The organism is Desulfobulbus sp., from assembly GCF_031547805.1.
Classification (GTDB): Bacteria; Desulfobacterota; Desulfobulbia; order Desulfobulbales; family Desulfobulbaceae; genus Desulfobulbus.
In genome coordinates this window covers 133,281-151,615 of the sequence record NZ_JAVBRQ010000007.1, presented here as the reverse complement: position 1 = coordinate 151,615, position 18,335 = coordinate 133,281, and the positions used below count along the sequence as shown (strand labels likewise).

14 protein-coding genes are annotated in these 18,335 nt (G+C 64.1%); 7 read left to right on the top strand and 7 right to left on the bottom strand.

The window, feature by feature from the left end:
- The first annotated feature begins 27 nt into the window (after positions 1-27).
- The 3 genes from RMR13_RS03070 (at position 28) to RMR13_RS03060 (ending at position 4,406) form a co-directional block, all read left to right on the top strand.
- Complete coding sequence (locus RMR13_RS03070) at positions 28-2,973, top strand: heavy metal translocating P-type ATPase (RefSeq protein ID WP_310599169.1); 2,946 nt, start codon at positions 28-30, stop codon at positions 2,971-2,973.
- Between the two features lie 209 nt (positions 2,974-3,182).
- The gene (locus RMR13_RS03065; protein WP_310599168.1) at positions 3,183-4,031 is read left to right on the top strand and encodes a hypothetical protein; all 849 of its coding nucleotides are present in this window, start codon (positions 3,183-3,185) and stop codon (positions 4,029-4,031) included.
- Positions 4,032-4,088: 57 nt separating this feature from the next.
- The gene (locus tag RMR13_RS03060; RefSeq protein WP_310599167.1) at positions 4,089-4,406 is read left to right on the top strand and encodes a pyrimidine/purine nucleoside phosphorylase; all 318 of its coding nucleotides are present in this window, start codon (positions 4,089-4,091) and stop codon (positions 4,404-4,406) included.
- A 36-nt stretch (positions 4,407-4,442) separates the two neighbouring features.
- On the opposite strand, the gene RMR13_RS03055 is transcribed toward RMR13_RS03060, so the two are convergent.
- The 3 genes from RMR13_RS03055 to RMR13_RS03045 form a co-directional block, all read right to left on the bottom strand.
- Positions 4,443-5,474 carry a DUF2145 domain-containing protein gene (locus RMR13_RS03055; RefSeq protein ID WP_310599166.1) on the bottom strand — a complete coding sequence of 344 codons (1,032 nt, stop codon included), beginning with the start codon at positions 5,472-5,474 and terminating at the stop codon, positions 4,443-4,445.
- 25 nt (positions 5,475-5,499) lie between these two features.
- Complete coding sequence (locus tag RMR13_RS03050; protein WP_310599165.1) at positions 5,500-8,745, bottom strand: EAL domain-containing protein; 3,246 nt, start codon at positions 8,743-8,745, stop codon at positions 5,500-5,502.
- Between the two features lie 175 nt (positions 8,746-8,920).
- The gene (locus RMR13_RS03045) at positions 8,921-10,060 is read right to left on the bottom strand and encodes a radical SAM protein (RefSeq protein WP_310599164.1); all 1,140 of its coding nucleotides are present in this window, start codon (positions 10,058-10,060) and stop codon (positions 8,921-8,923) included.
- Between the two features lie 182 nt (positions 10,061-10,242).
- Here RMR13_RS03045 and RMR13_RS03040 point away from each other — a divergent pair, with 182 nt between their 5' ends.
- The 3 genes from RMR13_RS03040 to RMR13_RS03030 all read left to right on the top strand — a co-directional run bounded on the left by RMR13_RS03040 (position 10,243) and on the right by RMR13_RS03030 (position 13,333).
- Complete coding sequence (locus RMR13_RS03040) at positions 10,243-10,770, top strand: NUDIX domain-containing protein (RefSeq protein ID WP_310599163.1); 528 nt, start codon at positions 10,243-10,245, stop codon at positions 10,768-10,770.
- Between the two features lie 354 nt (positions 10,771-11,124).
- The gene (locus tag RMR13_RS03035; protein ID WP_310599162.1) at positions 11,125-12,105 is read left to right on the top strand and encodes a malate dehydrogenase; all 981 of its coding nucleotides are present in this window, start codon (positions 11,125-11,127) and stop codon (positions 12,103-12,105) included.
- A 142-nt stretch (positions 12,106-12,247) separates the two neighbouring features.
- Positions 12,248-13,333, top strand: a complete 1,086-nt coding sequence (locus tag RMR13_RS03030; RefSeq protein WP_310599161.1) for a LysM domain-containing protein — start codon at positions 12,248-12,250, stop codon at positions 13,331-13,333.
- Here the strand turns inward: RMR13_RS03030 and RMR13_RS03025 are convergent.
- The 4 genes from RMR13_RS03025 to RMR13_RS03010 are packed head-to-tail and all read right to left on the bottom strand — an operon-like array spanning position 13,264 to position 15,855.
- The gene (locus RMR13_RS03025; RefSeq protein WP_310599160.1) at positions 13,264-13,929 is read right to left on the bottom strand and encodes an RluA family pseudouridine synthase; all 666 of its coding nucleotides are present in this window, start codon (positions 13,927-13,929) and stop codon (positions 13,264-13,266) included. The two genes, RMR13_RS03030 and RMR13_RS03025, sit on opposite strands and share 70 nt — an antisense overlap.
- A gap of 8 nt (positions 13,930-13,937) precedes the next feature.
- Positions 13,938-14,738, bottom strand: coding sequence for a hypothetical protein (locus RMR13_RS03020; RefSeq protein ID WP_310599159.1), 801 nt, complete (start codon positions 14,736-14,738; stop codon positions 13,938-13,940).
- Positions 14,735-14,920 carry a DUF2905 domain-containing protein gene (locus tag RMR13_RS03015; protein ID WP_310599158.1) on the bottom strand — a complete coding sequence of 62 codons (186 nt, stop codon included), beginning with the start codon at positions 14,918-14,920 and terminating at the stop codon, positions 14,735-14,737. The genes RMR13_RS03020 and RMR13_RS03015 overlap by 4 nt, the downstream gene beginning before the upstream one ends.
- On the bottom strand, positions 14,917-15,855 hold the full coding sequence (locus RMR13_RS03010; RefSeq protein ID WP_310599157.1) for a DMT family transporter: 939 nt from the start codon (positions 15,853-15,855) through the stop codon (positions 14,917-14,919). Before RMR13_RS03010 ends, RMR13_RS03015 begins: the two co-directional genes overlap by 4 nt.
- Here RMR13_RS03010 and RMR13_RS03005 point away from each other — a divergent pair, their 5' ends adjacent.
- Positions 15,856-18,333, top strand: coding sequence for a hypothetical protein (locus RMR13_RS03005; RefSeq protein ID WP_310599156.1), 2,478 nt, complete (start codon positions 15,856-15,858; stop codon positions 18,331-18,333). It abuts the gene before it with no gap.
- Positions 18,334-18,335 lie beyond the last annotated feature (2 nt).

Sequence of the window (18,335 nt, the reverse complement as noted above, 5' to 3'; positions counted from 1 at the left end):
GGGTTTCCTCTACCCGCCCGATCCGCCATGACCGCCTCCTTCCCCGCCCCCGACCCGAACAGCCCACCCGTCCACCGCTTCACGGTGGGTGACATGACCTGCGAACACTGCCAAGGGCGGGTGGAGGCCGCGGCCAGGACTGTGGCCGGGGTGGCCGCCGCCACGGTCGACCTCAAGGCCGGCACGCTCACGGTCCAGGGCGGCGAGCCGCAGGCGATCATCCGGGCGGTGGCCGAGGCCGGTTACCCGGCCGCGTCGGCGGACGATGCCGACGCGTCCCCCGCTTGCCCGCTGCCATCGGCCACAGGCACCACGCCAGCGGTCGCGGCCCCTGCCGCCTATACCCTCCGGGTGGACGACATGCACTGCGCCAGCTGCGTCGGCCGGGTCGAGGCGGCCATCCGGGCGGTGGACGGGGTCCGCGCCGTCGCGGTCAACCTGGTGGACAAAAGCGCCGCGGTCGAGGGCGGCGATCCGGATACGGTCGTCCGGGAGGTGATCGGCGCCGGCTACGGGGCCTCGCTCCTCGACGGCCCGGGTTCAGCCGTTGCCGAGGATTATGGCATCGATATCCTGGGCATGCATTGCGCCAGTTGCGTGCAGCGGGTGGAGACGGCCCTGCGCGCCGTTCCCGGGGTCACCGAAGCGGCCGTCAACCTGATCGAGAAAAAGGCCCTGGTGCGCGGCGGCTCGCCCGCGGTAGCGGTCCAGGCCATCCTCGACCAAGGCTACGGCGCCTCCCTGCGGCAACGACCCATCCCGGCCGACTCGTACCTGCTGCTGCTCGATCCCTGGCCGGAAGCGGCCGATCTGGAACAGATCCGCGACATCATCCAGGCCCAAGACCCTGCCGCCGACATCGCGATCGACAACAAGCGGCTGCGGATTGCCACCGACCAGCACCCGGCCGACGTGCTGCTGCGGCTGGCCGATCTCGGCTTCCAGGCCGAGCTGGCCGAATCCTTCACCGACCCCGGCCTCCAGCAGGCCGAAGCCACCCGGCTGGAGATCCGCCGTGCCTGGTGGCGGGCCTTCTGGGCCGGGCTGATCGGCATTGCGATCATGGCCGGACACATGACCGGTTGGTTTCCCCACCCCCAGCACAACCGTCTGTTCTGGGCCGGCGCCGCCCTGGCCTGTCTGGTGACCATGATCTACAGCGGCCGCAACTACTTTGTCGGCGCCTGGAAACAGGCCCGCCACGGCGCGGCCAACATGGACACCCTGGTGGCCCTGGGCACCGGCGCGGCCTGGCTGTCGTCGCTGGTGGTGATTATCGATCCGCACTTCATTCCCGGCGCCGGCGACAACCTCTATCTCGACGCCTCGGTGATGATCCTGGCCTTCCTCCAGCTGGGGCATGTGCTGGAAACCAGGGCCAAACGGACCACCAGCGAGGCCATCGGCGCGCTGGTCGGGCTCCGGGCCCGCACCGCCACGGTACTCAGGGCCGCCGGCCAGGTGAAAATCCCGGTGTCGCTGCTTCGACTCGGCGACCGGGTGCGGGTCAAACCCGGCGAAAAGGTGCCCATCGACGGCGAGATCGTCGAGGGCCGGACCACCATCGACGAATCGATGCTCACCGGCGAACCCCTGGCCGTGGCCCGCGACGTCGGCGACCCGGTCACCGGCGGCACCATGAACCGCTCCGGCGCCTTTGTCCTCAAGGTAAGCCGATTGGGCGAGGACACCACTTTGGCCCGGATCATCCGCATGGTCAAGACCGCGCAGATGAGCAAGCCGCCCATCGGCCGCCTGGCCGACCGCATCGCCGGGGTGTTCGTGCCGGTGGTCATCGCGATCAGCCTGCTCAGCTTCGCCGCCTGGCTGGGATTTGCCACCGAACTGCGTCTGGCGCACGCCCTGACCGCCGCCATCGCGGTGCTGGTCATCGCCTGTCCCTGCGCCCTGGGTTTGGCCACGCCGATCGCCATCATGGTCGGCACCAGCCGGGCCGCCCAGTGCAATGTCCTGATCCGCAACTCCGACGCCCTGCAGACCGCCGCCACCCTGACCCACGTGGTGGTGGACAAGACCGGCACCCTCACCGAAGGCCGACCGACGGTGACCGGCGTTTTTCCGGCAACCGGCGGCAACCGGCGCGAGGTGCTGCGGTGGGCCGCCAGCCTGGAAGGCGGTTCCGAGCATCCCCTGGCCGAGGCGGTGCTGAACGCCTATCTCGAATACGGCGAGGCGCTGGTCCGGCTCGACGATTTCGCCGCCATTCCCGGCCGGGGGGTCAGGGCGGAACACGACGGCACCACCTATCTGCTCGGCAACCATCATTTCCTGATCGAGGAGGGGCTCGAACTGCCCGCCGCGCTGAGCGCCGAAGCCGACCGCCAGGCCGCCCAGGGCGGTACCCCGGTCTGGCTGGCCAGGAGCCTGGAGGTGATGGGCCTTCTGATCCTCAAGGATCCGGTGCGGCAGGACTCGGCGGCCGCGGTCAAGCGGCTGCAGCACATGGGGATTGCGGTGGTGATGTGCAGCGGCGACGCCCGCGCCACCGCCGAAGCCGTGGCGCGGGAGGTGGGGATTGGCGAGGCGCACAGCGAGATCCTGCCGGAGCAGAAGCTGGAGGTGATCCGAAACCTGCAGTTGCAGGGCGCCAAGGTCGGCATGGTGGGCGACGGGGTCAACGACGCCCCGGCCCTGGCCCAGGCCGACACCGGTTTTGCCATCGGCAGCGGCACCGACGTGGCCATCGAGCATGCCGACATCACCCTCACCGGCGACTCGCTGCTACTGGTGGCCGACGCCATCGCCATTTCCGCGGCCACCATCCGCAACATCAAGCAAAACCTGTTCGGCGCCTTTATCTACAACGTGATCGGCATTCCCCTGGCCGCCGGGCTGTTCTATCCCTTCACCGGCTGGCTGCTGGAGCCGATGTACGCCAGCGCCGCCATGGCGCTTTCCTCGGTGACCGTGGTCACCAACGCCAATCGGCTCCGGTTTTTCCACCCCCGATGAACCGGTTCAGCAGGCCCCGTGGCTTGCGGAGGCGGCGACACGGGGTGGCACCGACATCCTTGGGCCCGCACGGGAACTCCTGCCGGTAAAAACGGCTCGGACCGAGGGAATTTTGCTTGCACGCCCGCCGGGAGCGAGGTAAGCGGTGGACTTTCCGCCGCGCCCTCGCGGCCGATTGATCGTGCCCCTTTGCCATGGGAACCCGCGCCATGAATTCGCTGTTTGCCCGGATCACCTATATTTTCGATCCGCTCCAGAATTTCTACGTCCACGAACGACTGCACCGGAAGATCTCGGTTGCCCTCGTTTTCCTGTTCATCTGCAGCCTGGCCGCGATCGAGCTGAACCGTCGGGGCCTTCTGCCGCCGGGATTGACCGAAATCCTGCCGAATAACCACTTCTACGCGGTCCATGCCGCCTTTACCGTCATCCTGGTGCTCGAGGTCATCAGCCTGATCTTCGTCCTGCCCTGCTCCTTTTCCCGGTCGCTCGGCAAGCAGTTCGAGATCCTGTCGTTGATCCTCATCCGCAACGCCTTCAAGGAACTGTCCTATTTCTCCGAACCGTTGGGATACGAGGGTAATGTCGACAAGATCCTGCACATCCTGGCCAACGGCTTCGGCGCCCTGCTGATTTTCGCCCTGCTCGGCGTCTATTACAAGATCCAGAAACGGAGCGAGGAGGACAGCCGCCAGATCGACCTGTACAGCTTCGTCGCCTCCAAAAAGGCGATTTCCCTGCTGCTGCTGGTCTCCTTTGTCGGCATGGGCTGCTATTCGCTCTACCAGACTCTGCTGGGGATCGAGCATCCGGATTTTCTCCACGGGTTCTATACCCAGCTGATTCTCACCGATATCCTCATCGTCCTGGTCTCCCAATGCTTCCATCCCTCGGCCAAGATGATCTTCCGCAACTCCGGCTATGCCCTGTCGACCCTGATGATCCGCATCGCCCTGGTGGCGCCGGTGTACTACAACGTGCTTCTGGGCGGCGCGGCCGTGGTGTTCGCCATCCTGCTGACCCTGATCAGCCGGCATCTGTTCCAGCAAAAGATGTAATTCCAGGGCCCAATCGGCCAACAACGCTCACTCAACCGTAACAAACAAGGGGAACGCATGTCAGAATTGAACGATGTCACCGTGGTCCGCGAGGCCAACATCTACTTCGACGGCAAGGTGACCAGCCGGACCGTGCTTTTTGCCGACGGTTCGAAAAAGACTTTGGGGATCATGATGCCGGGGGACTACACCTTCGGCACCGGTGCCAGGGAATTGATGGAGATTTTGTCCGGCGAACTGGAGGTGCTGCTGCCGGGCGAGCAAGCATGGCGGCCGGTCAAGGGCGGCGAGGCTTTCGAGGTGGCGGCGGACGCCGAATTCAAGCTGCGCGTCAAGGCGCTCACCGACTACTGCTGCTCCTACCTCGACGACTGACCGGCGGACGAGAACCGGCCCCGGAAAAAACTTTTTTCAGTCCGGACGCACGGTCAGCACTTCCGCGCCCTTGTCGTGCCGCATCAGGTAGTGGCCGATGGTCTCGAAGGTGGCCGTCACCGGTTCGCCGGGCTGGTCCGACATCGAGACCTCGGCCCGGAAGAGCGAGCCGAACAGCAGCTTGAGCAGATTGACCCGGACCTTCTGGGCCGCGAACGAGGCTTTTTCCTGGGCTTTGATCTTTTTGATATCGTCGGTCCGGGAGATGGCGGCCTGGATGACGTCGAGGACGAACTCGGTGCAGTTCTGCCGTCCGAGGGTGAAGGGATTGGCAATCACGGAATAACGCGGGTCATGCAGCCGGGCGTATGTCGGTGAGGCGATCACGGCCAACAACCGCTGCTGCAAGGCTGGGGTGGGGATGACGATGCCGGCCTCCAGCTCGGCCGCCCCGGCAAAGAAGCCGGCCGGATAGTCCACCACCAGGTCGCTGACATCCCGCTGTTTTTCTTGTTGGTACAGATTGTACAAGGCGTATCCCGGCACCTTGCGGCCATCCGCGGTGGTGATCTCGGAATAGACGGCAAAGGCGGTGTGGGTAAATGCCATGCCCTCGGGCATTTCGGATTGCGGCCGGCCCTTGCGGGCCAGGAGAGCCACGCGGGCTCCTTTGTCGGCCAGGATCTTCTCGATCTTCTTGGCAAAACCCACCACCTGCCTGGGGGTGAAACGCATCGTGCCTTCCGGTCCGTCCTGGCCGGGCGGGAGGGCGATCAACGGCTCGTCGGTGATCGCCAGCGGCGTGCCCGGCGGCGGCAACGGGGCCGCCGCTCCGAAAACCGCTTCGGCGGCAGCAGGCGCGGCGGTGACATACGGCAAAGGGACCGAGGTCGCGGCAGAACTCACCCGGCCCGAAGCGGCAAGCGCCCGGACCGCCCCGTCGCCGACATGGGAAGCGGCCAGAACAACGGATACCGGACCGCATAGCGCCGCCAATAACGTCCACGCCGGAAGCCGCAGCCCAAGACGCCGGACCGCCATTTCCCCCCATACACGCGCTCTTCTCATGCGCACCTTGCGGCCTGCGACCGCATCACAGCAACCCCTCGCCCCGCGCCAGCAAGGCGGTCATCCGTTCGACCGGCACCGGCGGGCTGGCCAGGTAGCCCTGGAGGAGCATGTTTTGGCTCATGCCGCGCAGGATGGCCAACTGCGCCTCGGTTTCGATCCCTTCGGCCACCACCGTCAACCCCAGGGTTTCCGCCAGGGAAACGATGGCCGCGGCAATGGCCCTGCTGCCGGCATCGTCTTCGAGATCGTGGATGAAAGAACGGTCGATCTTCAAGCCATCGAGCGTAAGGCGCTTGAGGTAGGACAGGGAGGAATAACCGGTGCCGAAATCGTCGAGGTAAAATTTGCCGCCCAGCGGCCGCAATTCCTCCAAAAGCAGTTGGGCCCGGCCGACATCGTCCATCAGGATAGATTCGGTGAGTTCGAAATAGATCCGGCCCGGCTTCAACCCCGTGTCCGCCAGCACGTCCCGCAGCACAACCGGCAATTGCTGGCTGGCAAACTGCCGGGACGAGACATTCACCGACACGTTCAGTTCGTATCCCGCATCCTGCCAGGCCTTCACCTGCCGGGCCGCCGTTCGGAGCACCCAATCGCCCAGGGCCAGGATCAACCCGGATTCCTCGGCCAAGGGAATGAATTCCGCCGGCGGAACCAGCGCGCCATCATGCCGCCAACGCACCAGGGCCTCGGCGCCGACAATCGTCCCGGTGGCGCCGCTGACCTGGGGCTGATAGTACAGTTCGAACTCTTCCCGCTCGATGCTTCTGCGCAGGTTGGACTCCAGGTAGAAGCGGTGCAGCATGTGGGAGTCCAATTCCGTGGTGAAAAACTGATACGCGTCGCGGCCCTGTTTTTTCGCCCGGTACATGGCGATGTCGGCATTCCTGATTAAATCGTCGATATTGGTGCCGTCGTCCGGGGCGATGGTCACCCCGATACTGGCCGAGACATAGTATTCGATGTTTTCGTGGAAAAAAGGCACCCGCAAGCATTCCAGCAGACGGGTGGCGATCAGGCCGGCATCCTCGGCGGTGCCGATCTCCGGCAACAGGATCAAAAATTCGTCGCCGCCCTGCCGAGCCAGGGTGTCGCTGGCCCGCAACTGTCCTTTCAGGCGGCGGGACATGGTCATCAGCAGGTTGTCGCCGGCGGTGTGGCCGAAGCTGTCGTTGATATGCTTGAAGTTGTCGAGATCGAGGAACATCAGGGCCAGCCGGCTTGCCTTGCGCCGCATGCGGGCCAGGGCCATCTGCAACCGGTCGTTGAACAGCACCCGGTTGGGCAGGCCGGTGAGGGCATCGTGCTGGGCCTGATGCTCCAGGGCCTCCTGCTGCCGTTTCAGCTCGGAAATGTCGTGGAAAATGCAGACATAGTTGGTGACCTGCCCGTGGGGGTTGCGCACCGCGTTGACGGTCTGCCATTCCGGATAGACCTCGCCGTCCCGCCGCCGGTTCCAGATCTCGCCGCTCCACTGGCCGTCGCGGCCCAGCTGTTCCCACATCGCCCGATAAAAGGAGGGTTCGTGCCGGTTTGACTTGAGCAGCCTGGGGGTGCGGCCCACCGCCTCCTCGGCACTGTAGCCGGTGATCTGGGAGAAGGCCGGGTTGACCCGCAGGATCGTTCCATTCTGGTCGGTGACCATGATCCCCTCGATCGAATGCTCAAACACCTTGGCGGCAAAGACCAGCTCCTCCTCGGCCAGCTTCCTCTTGGAGATGTCGCGCACCACCGCCAGGCAGCGGCCGTGCGGCTCACCGGGGTGCCACAGGGGCGAGATCGTGACGATCACCCAGACCGTCCGGCCGTTTCGGTGCAGCAAGCGTTCTTCGATCGTGAACTCGGGGATCGTTCCGTCCACCAGATCGCGCCGCAGATGCCGGTTGCGCTCGCAATCCTCGGGCAGGGTGATTTCCGCCAGGCTCCGGTTCAGCATCTCCTCTTCCGTGTGGCCGACGAGTTCGCAAAATCGTGCATTGATCCGGTGGAACCGGCCGCTCAAGGTATCGATCTCGGCGACCCCGACGCTGGCCATCTCGAAAAAGGTGCGGAAACTCAGCTCGCTGGCGGCCAGGTCCGCGGTCCGCTTTTCGACCTCCCGGCTCAGGCGGCTGTTGAACAGCAGCAGAATGCTGCCGATGCCGCATCCCACCAGGAGAACGCCGCCTAGCATTTCGGCGACCAGGAGAATCATGTCCTGCCGCTCCGCCTCCATCTCCTGCCGGAGCTCGTCGTACATCAGCCCCTTGAGGCCGTAGCCGGCCGGCATGAGCCCAAGGCGGGCGTAGGTGTCGGCGATGGCCTGCCAGCGGTCGGCGCTCATGTAGCCGATCCCCACCAGGTGCGGCCTGATCAGCTCCCGTATGGCCTCTGCCTCGTACAACAGGGATTCCAGCGGTTTTTCCTGCGAATAGCGGCTCAGGATCAACCGGGCGATTTCCTCGGGGTTGTTCATGGCGTAGACCCAGCCGCGCAGGACCGCCAACCGAAAGGCCTCGACCCGCTTCGGGTGCTGCCGGATCTCGTGTTCGCTGGTGACCAGGCAATCGCCGTAAAAATCGATGCCGTATTGCGTCGGCTTGATCAGGACCGGTTCGCCGCCGAGTTTGCGCAACCGGAGCGGTTCGTTGGTCAGGTAGGCTGTTTGCGCGTCCACGCTGCCGTCGACCAGGCCGTCCACTTGCCAGGTGTGGGGAAGCATCCGCAGCGACTGCAGGGCAACCCCTTCCTTGGCCAGCATGGCCAGGTGCTCGGGGTCGCTCTCCCGGGCGAACATCACCCGCTTGCCCACCAAATCGCGCGGCGCCTGCACCCCACTTTTCTTGTCCGCCAGGATCACGTTCGCCGAGTGCTGGAAAATGGCCGCCAGCACCACCAGGGAACGCCCTTGTCGGCGTTCCAGCAGCACGGCCGGCGACATTACCCCGAATTCGGCCTGGCCGGAGAGCAGCTGCCGGCCGATATCGAGTTCGGGGCGGCCCTCCAGCAATTCGACCTGCAAGCCGGCGTCGCGGAAATAGCCTTTTTCCAGGGCGGCATAGTAGCCGGCGAACTGAAACTGATGCCGCCATTTGAGCTGCAGGCGGACGACCTCCAGGGAGTCGCCATCGGCGGCAAGAGCCGGAGAGACGCCGCTCACCACGGCCAGAAACAGCGGCAGCAGCAGGTACGGGCGGCACCACGCCCACCGGCGCCCAGGGCCGATGCTTCTCTTCCATTTCGCGGACAGTGCCGCGATCCATTCTTTCATGCCCCTGCCGTCAATCATGGCACCTCCCGGCGCCTCCGCATCCCAGCAAACAGTTAACCGGCCTTCACTCCCCAAGACGCGTCTGTGGCCCGCACGACAAAATGCCACGTCCACTCCCAGCATCCCCAAGAGGAGAGGAAAAAATAATGATAACAAAGAGTAGGATGAGATGCAAGCAGGTGGCGTCGCCCGCTCAAATGAATCGTTTGACCAGTTCGGCGCAGACCGCGTCGACATTGTCGGCCGTGACCGACCACTGTTCGACATACCGCAGGGCCTGCCGCCGCAGCGACGGATTCCGGCAATCGTCCAGCTTCCGGAACAGCCCGGTCCGCCGCCCGATCCGGTAGAGCTCCTGCTCCTCCGGGTCCATGGCCAGAAAACGGTGGACCACGCCGATCATCCGGTCGCGGTCCGCGGGCAGCACGCCATCGATCTCCTCGAACAGATTGAGGATATGATCGCTCTTGATGCGGCTGGTGATGCCGCTGAGCGCTTGCAGGAAAAGAAGCAGCTCATCGGCTATTTCCAGGTCGTTGAGCGGGTCGAAGCGGCCGGCGGCGCGCTCGCGGGCCAGGATCAGGCCGTCCGGCAAGGCCAGGCTACGCAGGCGGATGAAATCGGGATCGATGCGATTGAGCGCCTCGGCGCTGTCCAGGGCGTGCTGCCGTGACAGGGCCCGCCCGCCCAGCCCAGGCATGAAATACTCGGACAGCTCGATCCCGGCCGCTTTCACCTTGTGGCCGGCCTTGATGTGGGTCGCCCGGTCCGCCCCCTTGTCCACCCTGGCCAACACCGCATCGCACCCCGATTCCAGGCCGATATGGATGCGGTTGAGGCCGGCGGCGGCAATCCGGGCCAGATCGGCGTCGGCGATCCGGGCGACGGTTTGGGAGCGGGCATAGGAGGTGATCCGCTCGATGCCGGGAAAGGAATTGGCGAGGTGGGTGAGGATGGCGATCAACTGATCGGGGTGGAGGATCAGGCTGTTCGAGTCCTGGAGAAAGACCGACCGGCAACCGGCGGCCAGCCAGTTGCGGGCCGCGTGCAGGGCCAGCCAATCGTTTTCCTCCCACTGCGAATCGAGCACGGGCAAACCGTTTTCGCCACCCGCCAATCGTTGCCGCAGCACAGTTACCCACCGGCGGATCGCATCGATATCGCGCATAACATGCGCCACCGGCCGCCGGCTGAATCGCTCTCCCTTGTACAGGCCGCAAAAGGTGCAGCGGTTCCAGGGGCAGTTGCGGGTCACCCTGACGAGCAGGCTGTCGCTTTCGCTGGGCGGCCGGATCGGCCCCTGTTCAAATCCTCGATACGGCTCCCCCATCATAACCACGCCTCTTCGTTCGAATGCACGGTTCGCCCTCGGCCGGCACACCGACCGCCGGGGCCATGGCCGGACACGGCGGCCGGACCGACGCTCGACAAAATTGTCCGTCGAAATAATAGTATAGACATACCTTCCTTAGCCAACCCTGGCGGCACGATCAATAATGTGGTATAAAGCACAACATGAAATCAGCATTCCAAACCGAAGCGGCCGTGGCCACCATCATCGCCCAAGGGCCGGTTCCCGAAGTCCTGGTGCTCAAGCGCAAGGCCAATCCGGACGACCCCTGGTCGGGCCACTACGCCTTTCCCGGGGGGCGGCGCAACCACGCCGATTCCTCCCTGCTGGACACCTGCATCCGCGAAACCTACGAAGAGTGCGGCATTCTGCTTTCCATCCGCGACCTGGTCAAAGAATACCCGGTTCGCCAGGCCGGGAATTATCTCAACCGGCCGGTGCCGGTCACGCCCTATCTGTTCGAGCTGCCCGAGCATCCGTCCATCCGGCTGCAGAAGGCGGAAATCAGCTGCCACGAATGGCTGGACCTGGACTATCTCGGCGATACCGACAACGTCATCAAGAGGCCGATGAGTCCGCGCAGCCCCGATATATTGTACCCCTGCATTCCGGCAACGGAAGGGTTTATCTGGGGGTTCACCTACGAAACCCTGATGGTGGTGATCGCCGACCGTTACCCTCGTATTTCCTGAAAAATATCGACAGGGCCCCAGGCGGGTCCGGCCGCAAAGAGCACTTGACTTTTTACCCGTTGACTTGTATCAATATCGGCGGATTTGAGAGGGGATTTGTCTTTTTGGCCGGAGCGTTCAAGAATGCAGCGCAGTTCTTTCGCCTCCCCGGAAACGGCCCTGCGGAGGCGTTCCGCTCGGTCGTTCCGCCCATTCCAGCATGTCCTGTTTCCATCTCCAGCACCAGACCTTGCTGCACCAGTTGTGCCACTTCTTGATCGATATCCTGCACCCAGGAAACGAAGAGTAACGTCACGGTAGATTGCCAATTTTTTTGGTCTACTAATTGTTCGATTCAACCACAAGGAGCAACAAATGAAAGCACCCGTACGCGTAGCAGTAACCGGAGCTGCCGGCCAGATCAGCTATTCCCTTATTTTCCGTATCGCCAGCGGCAGCATGCTCGGCCCGGATCAGCCCGTCATTCTCCAGCTGCTGGAGATCCCGCCGGCCATGGGCGCCCTGCAGGGCGTGCTGATGGAGCTCAACGACTGCGCCTTCCCGCTGGTTGCCGGCGTTATCGCCACCGACGATCCCAATGTTGCTTTCAAAGACGTCGACTTCGCCCTGCTGGTCGGTTCCCGTCCCCGCGGTCCGGGCATGGAGCGCTCCGATCTGCTCAACGCCAACGGCGCCATCTTCACCGTCCAGGGCAAGGCTCTGAGCGATAACGCCAAGCCCAACGTCAGGATCCTGGTGGTCGGCAACCCGGCTAACACCAACGCCCTGATCTGCATGAAGAACGCCCCGAAACTCAATCCACGCCACGTGACCGCCATGATGCGTCTGGACCACAACCGGGCCATGTCGCAAATCGCCGAGAAAACCGGCACCCACTCCACCAAGGTGGAAAAGGTCGTGGTTTGGGGTAACCATTCCTCCACCCAGTATCCGGACATCAGCTATGCAACCGCCGACGGCAAGGCAGTCAAGTCGTTGGTCAGCGACGAGTGGAACAAGAACGATTTCATCCCGACCGTCCAACAGCGCGGCGCCGCCATCATCAAGGCCCGTGGCGCTTCCTCCGCCGCTTCCGCAGCTTCCGCCGCGGTTGACCACATGAGAAACTGGGCCCTGGGCAGCAACGGCCAGTGGGTCAGCATGGGCGTATTCAGCAAGGGCAACCCCTACGGCGTGGATGAGGATCTGATCTTCGCCTTCCCGATCGTTTGCGAGAACGGCGACTGGAAGATCGTCCCCGGTCTGGAGATCAGCGACTACAGCCGCGAGATGATCAAGAAGACCGAAGGCGAGCTGCAGAGCGAAAGAGCAGCGGTCGCCGATCACATCAAGTAAGAATCGGTTCGTCGATCCACGACGATCTCAAGGGGCGCCCACACGGGTGCCCCTTTTTTTTATCCTGTCTCTTCGCTGCCTTGACAAAACGAGGTGCCGCCAGCTACGCTCCTTGCACGACCAGTATACGCAAGGGGGACGCATGAACACCACCATCGTCGCAACCATCGAGGCTTTGCTTGCGGCAGGCCGGGTTGTGGAGGCCAAGGCCCTGCTCATCCCGGAGGAACTTTCCGCAACCGGGGAAGAACTGCGCGACTGCACCGCGGAAATCGAACGGCGGCTGGCCCAGGCGGAAGCCCTGGTGGCCCAGGCGGAAGCCCTGGTGGCCCAGGCCAAGGCGGTGGAAAGCGAGGGCAGGATCGAAGAGGCCAAAGCCCTGTATGAATCGGTGCTGCCGATTGCCGCCGATTTTCCCGGCATTAACGAGCACCTCGGCCGCATCGACGAGGCCCTGGACCTTACCCGCGCGGTGCAGCGCAGGGGCGAGCGGCTGCGACACTCCCGCTCCGAGGGGCCGGCCAAGACCGGCAAGAAATCCCGGACAATCTGGACGGTTGTGCGAATAGGCGTGGCAATCGTGGTCCTGCTGCTGGCCGTGACCATGCGGCAGCCATCGGAGCCCGAAAAAAAACGGACCGAGGCAACGCCGCCACCCGCTCCCGCGCCGCACGCCGCAACCGGGTCGCCGCTTTCACCCGCGCAAGATAGGTCGCCTCCATCGATTGCCGCCGGGAACACCTCTCCCCCGGCCGCCACGGAACAGCCGAAACCACACCACCCGCCACCCGCGCCGGACAAGCCAGCCCACGATCCCCAGCCGCAACAGCTGGAACCGCCTCCCGCCACGGCGGATGTCCCGCAGGCGCCCCAGGCACCGGAACCGCAACCGCAACCGGAACCGGCCGAACCTCTCCCGGTTCCGGCGACACCCCTGCCAGCCGCAGCACCACCAACCGACGATCAGCCGGCCGAACTCTTCTACACCGTACGCCGAACCGATTCCCTCAGCTCAATCGCCAGGAACGAGCTCTGCGATGAAACGGCCTGGCAGCAGATCTACCAACTCAACCGGGACAGGATTACCGACCCGGACCAGGTGGTACCCGGCATGTCCCTGCGCCTGACCGGCCTGGAGAATCACTGTCCTCCGCCGCGTCAGCCGGCTTCCCACGCGGGCAGCCCGGCAGTCGAGAAAACAGGTCGCGAGGAAAAAACCAACCATTGACCGGTCGCCGGGTGCTCGAAGCACAGCAGGGCGGAATGAAGGAGGAGTTGTTCGCCGGGCCGGCCCGTGCCGTAGAGTCGATCGCCGACGATCGGACATCCCAACCCCAACGGGTGGCTGGCGTGCAGCCGGAGTTGATGTGTCCGCCCGGTCAGGGGCGTGAAGACCACCAGGGTCCGGCCCTGCTGCGACTCCAGCTGCCGCCATCGGCTGATTCCCAGCTTGCCCTGGACCGGATCGTACACCTGGTGGGGCCGATTTTCCGGGTCGAGCCGGAAGCGCAGGGCTATTTCTCCGCCCTCGCCGGCCACCGTGCCATTGAGCTGGGCGAGATACCGTTTTTCCACCCGCCGCTCCGCGAACTGGCGGGACAGGTGCGCATGGGCCGCTCGGGTCAGCCCCAGCACCATCAGGCCGGAAGTGTCCATGTCGAGGCGATGCACCGCCGGTTGCTCGATGCACTCCGGCAGCAGCGTCCGGACGCGGCTGACCACCGAATCCAACTTGTCCGGCCCGCGCCCGGGCACCGCCAGCAGGCCGCCCGGCTTGTCGACCACCACGATGTCCGCATCCCGGTATCGGATGCGCAGCCCCATCTGTCCGCTCATTTCAAACCGCACAACTGAAACCCCAGGATCTTGCCGCATTTGGCGGCGCAGGCCGGATACAGGCGACCGTGGGTTTTGGTGCCCGAGGCGTTGCCGGCGCCCCAATAGAACTCGGCCATGCCTTCGGGCCGCAGGTCGTGGCGCACCGCATGCGCGAGCAATTTCGGCCCGCAGCAGTCGCCGGTGCCGGATGGCGGCGCTCCCGGACCGAGAAAGGCCTCGGCCAGCGGCAGGGTTTCGCCGCGAAAGTTGCGCAGCCGGTAGAGATCGTGGACCGCGCGCATCAACTGTCGGGAAAGCGCCCTTCTCTCCTGCCGCAGCCGTCGATAGTCGTCCGATTCCCCGGGCAGCGACGCCATCTTCGCCCCCAAATTCTTGATGGCTCGTTCCGGCTCCCTCATCAACGCGTCCAGAGCGGCCACATCGACCAGGGGCTCCACCCAGCCGGCCGCATGCCACAAGCCGTTGATCTGGCCGGAAAAAGCACGCAGCACCACCTGTCTGCCTTCGCCATCCCGGCAGCACAGCACCCCGAACATCTTGCCGCCGGCCTCGCCGAACAAAGGCCCGGTCGAGCAACGCGGATCGGCCATGGCCAGCGGCAAATGCCAGTCGAGCCGCCGATGGGTCCGCAACAGGGACATCAGGCGCAGGCATTCGGTCCGGGCCGGCTCCAGGGGTAAAAAATGAAAGGTGCGGCAACGCCGGCACCAGCCGCCGCTGACCGGCTCCCCGCCCTCACCGCATTCGTCCACGACGGCGGATGCGAAAGCCGCCTCGTCCGCAATCGGATTCATTTTCGGAACAGCCAGAGCACGATGGTCAGCACCAGGCTGACCACGATGCAGGTTGTGATGGGAAAGAAAAAACGGACGTTGTCCCGGACGACGAGGATGTCGCCGGGCAGTCGGCCGAATGGCAGGGTCCGCAGCCAGGGCCAGAGCACGCCGATGCCGAGCAGGATCAAGGTTTTGTTCATGGCGTTTTTCCTCCCAGGCGCCATCGTCCGGCCTCCTGGCTCAGCAAAATCCCGGTGAAGACCAGGCCACAGGCCAGCCACTGCCACGGGGTCAATCGTTCCTCAAGGACGAGAAAGCCGAAGATAAGGGAAAACACCGGGATCAGGTTGACAAAGGCGGCGGCCTGGCTGGCCGGAATGCGGCTGATGCCGAAGTTGTACAGTCCGTAGGCGCCGACGCTGACCACGGTCCCCAGATAGAGCACCACCAACCAGCCGTCCACCGACCAGGGAGCCGATCTCACCGTGGGCAACAGCAGAACCGGAGCGAAGAACAGGGCACCGCCAACCGCCTGCAATCCGGTGAGAAAAAAAGGATGGAGTTCTTTACTTAACCGTTTCATTAGAATAGTATAGCCAGCCGCGCACACCATGGCCATGAACTCGAAAAAGTTGCCCAACAGCGGGTTGGGGGCCTGCGCGGTCTCCCGGCCGCCCAGGCCGAGCCAGATCGCCCCGCCGGCGGCGATCACGAAACCGCAAACGGTCCTCCGGGTGATCCGCTCGCCCAGAAACACCCCCGCGCACAGACCCACGAGGAGCGGCAGCATAGCGGTGACCATCGCGGCCTGGGACGCGGAGGTGTAGATCAAGGCCGCCGATTCGAACGAGAAATAAAGGCAAGGCTCGCAGCCGCACATCAACAGGATCGGCACGAGATGCCGACGCCGCAGCCCCATGCGGGGCAGCGCTCCCAGCAAAGGAACAAAGCAAAACGATGCAACCGCCATGCGTCCGAAAATGACCATGAGGGGATGCATTTTTTGAAAGCTGTACTTCAACGCCACAAACGAACTGCCCCACAGCGCCATTGCCAGCAGCAGGGCCAGAAAGGGCAACGCTTGTCGCAACCTGACAGAATCCATCAACCCCAAAATCACACTATGCACGCTCACATGACTTTCCGCCGGAACAACCGACGCGCCCTCCGCCTCCTGCCGCTGGTGGCCGCCCTCGCCCTGCTGGCCGCCAACCCGGACGCGCCCGCGCGCGCCGCCAGCCCGGCCGCCAGCCAGGCCAGCGCCCAGCTCAACCTCACCAGTGCCGACCAGACCATGGCGATCTACCAGGAAATTCCCGGCTTGACCAGCCAGCAGATCGAATACGGCCGGAGCGCCATCCCAAGGATGAACTATAACGCCCAGCGCATCTTCCGCAAGATTTGCGGCCTGCAGGGCGTGACCTTCGAAGGCGCCCGCGCGGCCATCGACCTGCTCAACCGCGAGCGCTTCACCTACGAGCAGGTGCAGACCTTCGAGGCCTTCGCCGGCTTGAGCACGGTCGACGTCAAGCAGGCCATGAACAGCCTTGCCACCATCAAGGAGATGGGATTCGAGGCGAGCCGCTCGTTCCGCGCCTACCTCGGCATGCAGGGCGTGACCGCCACCACGGCCATGCCCATGATTTCCCTGCTCAACAACATGGACGACTACAACAACCGGGCGGCCCAGTCTTATTTCGCCATCAAGGGCATGCGGGTGGATCTGGCGCAGAAGGGCATGCCTTCCCTCATGCGGCTGAAGAACAACCAAGCCAGGGCGGCGGAGACCTTTGCCAAGGTGCCGGGCATGGACCCCGAGACCATGATCGACGGCCTGGGCCTGCTCCAGAAACTGTACCAGGACGACGCCTGGAACGCCCGCTGCCTGTTCACCAACAAATCGCTCTCCCCGCGGGAGGCGTGGAACTGGCTGGTCAGTTACTTTGCCCTGCCGACCAACATCCAGGAGGCCCAGTACGATAAGCTCGACAGCCGGCAGAAAGCCGTGCTGCTCGGAGCCCTGTACGAAGCCGGCGAGGAGATCGTCTGGAAGATCAACAATCTTCACGCCGTGACCGATGCCAATGGCTACGAAATCTCCGATTCCACTCTCAACAGCTATTCGATGCAGCAGCTCCAGGCCAAGTTCAACGAACTGACGCCGTCGGTCCGCGAGCGCTACAGCGGCTTTGCCGGCGCGAGCAAGGGCCAGGCCATCTCCATGCTCAAGCAGGCCACCTCGGCCGCCCGCATGCAGACCGCCCGCGATCTGACCGTGGCCAACGCCTATGCCGTCATGGCGCAGGGCAGCGAGCTGTACGACTCCTCCTTCCGCGAGATCATGGTGCCGGTGCTCCAGGCGCGCATCGCCAGCCGCAACCAGGGCGATCTGCTCGCCTTCCTCAAATCGATCGACCCGGGCAACCGCCTGGTTTCGGATTTCATCTCCAGTTGCGCCCAAAAGGGCAAGCTGACCGTCTTCTTCCCGTCCGACACCGGCAAGCAGAAGGAAATCATCAGTCTGGTCGCCGCCTCGGCCTTCCGGGACGAGGATTCGATCCTGCTGTTCTCCGCGACCCTGAGCCACCTGCTCAAGGTGCTCACTCCGGAGGCCCGCACCCATCTGATCACCTTGATGGTCCAAGCCACCGAGGTCGACGACTCGGCCTCGGCCAAGCTGTTGACCGTAGTCTTGCAGTACTACCTGCAAACCTATCCGGAACTGCTCGGCCCGGCGGACCGCACCCTTATCAGCCGCTTGATCGTCCGCCGCGGCGCGGTCAATCTCGAACGCTATCAGGTCACGCCGTTTGCCGAATGGAAGCGGGACGGCCGGCTCGGCTCGGTCTCCATGTTCCATCCCGACGACGACGGCCGCCAGTCCTTTATTTCCAACGCCAACCTACTGCTCAACAGCGGCTACCGGCTGGTGCCCTCGCAGCAATACACCGTGGCCTCGCTCACCCCGTCCCTGCAGCAGGACATCCAACAGATGACCGGCGCCGGGCTGGCCAGGCTGTTCCAGGCCATGCGCGAACGCCACTTTGCCGTGGCCTTTGTCAAGCAGGTCGGCGGCGTGAACATCGTCCACACCCAGTTCGTCTACTCCGACATGGAAAACCAGATGGAGATGCTGCGGCGTTTCATCCAGTCCGGGGACGAGATGCTGGCCCAGCGCGGCCACAGCTACTGGCGCTCCGAGCAGATCATCGAACCGTTGACCAAACTGATCGAGGAGGGCCAGGTGAGCGAGGCCGACCTGCGTCGCAAACAGCGGTTTCTCAGTCTCGGTTCCTGCGGCGGGGTCAAGGTCTACACCAACCTGACCCGGCTGTTTGCCGGTTCGGTGGATATCCTGGCCACCATCGGCACCGGCCTGGCCATGATCAACGATCCGTACAACAAGATGTTTTTCGAGATCATCGCCTCCAACCCCACCACCATCACCTGGAAAACCGTGGCCCAGCAGACCTCCTCCATTTTCCAGGGCGACCGGGGCCAGGATTACCTGCTGCCCGGCTCCTTGACCGCCATCTTGCACAAAATCCTGGACGAAACCCAGCAGGCCTCAGGCACCGCCGGCCGCAATCGGTTCGACCGCTCCCGGAACTGAGA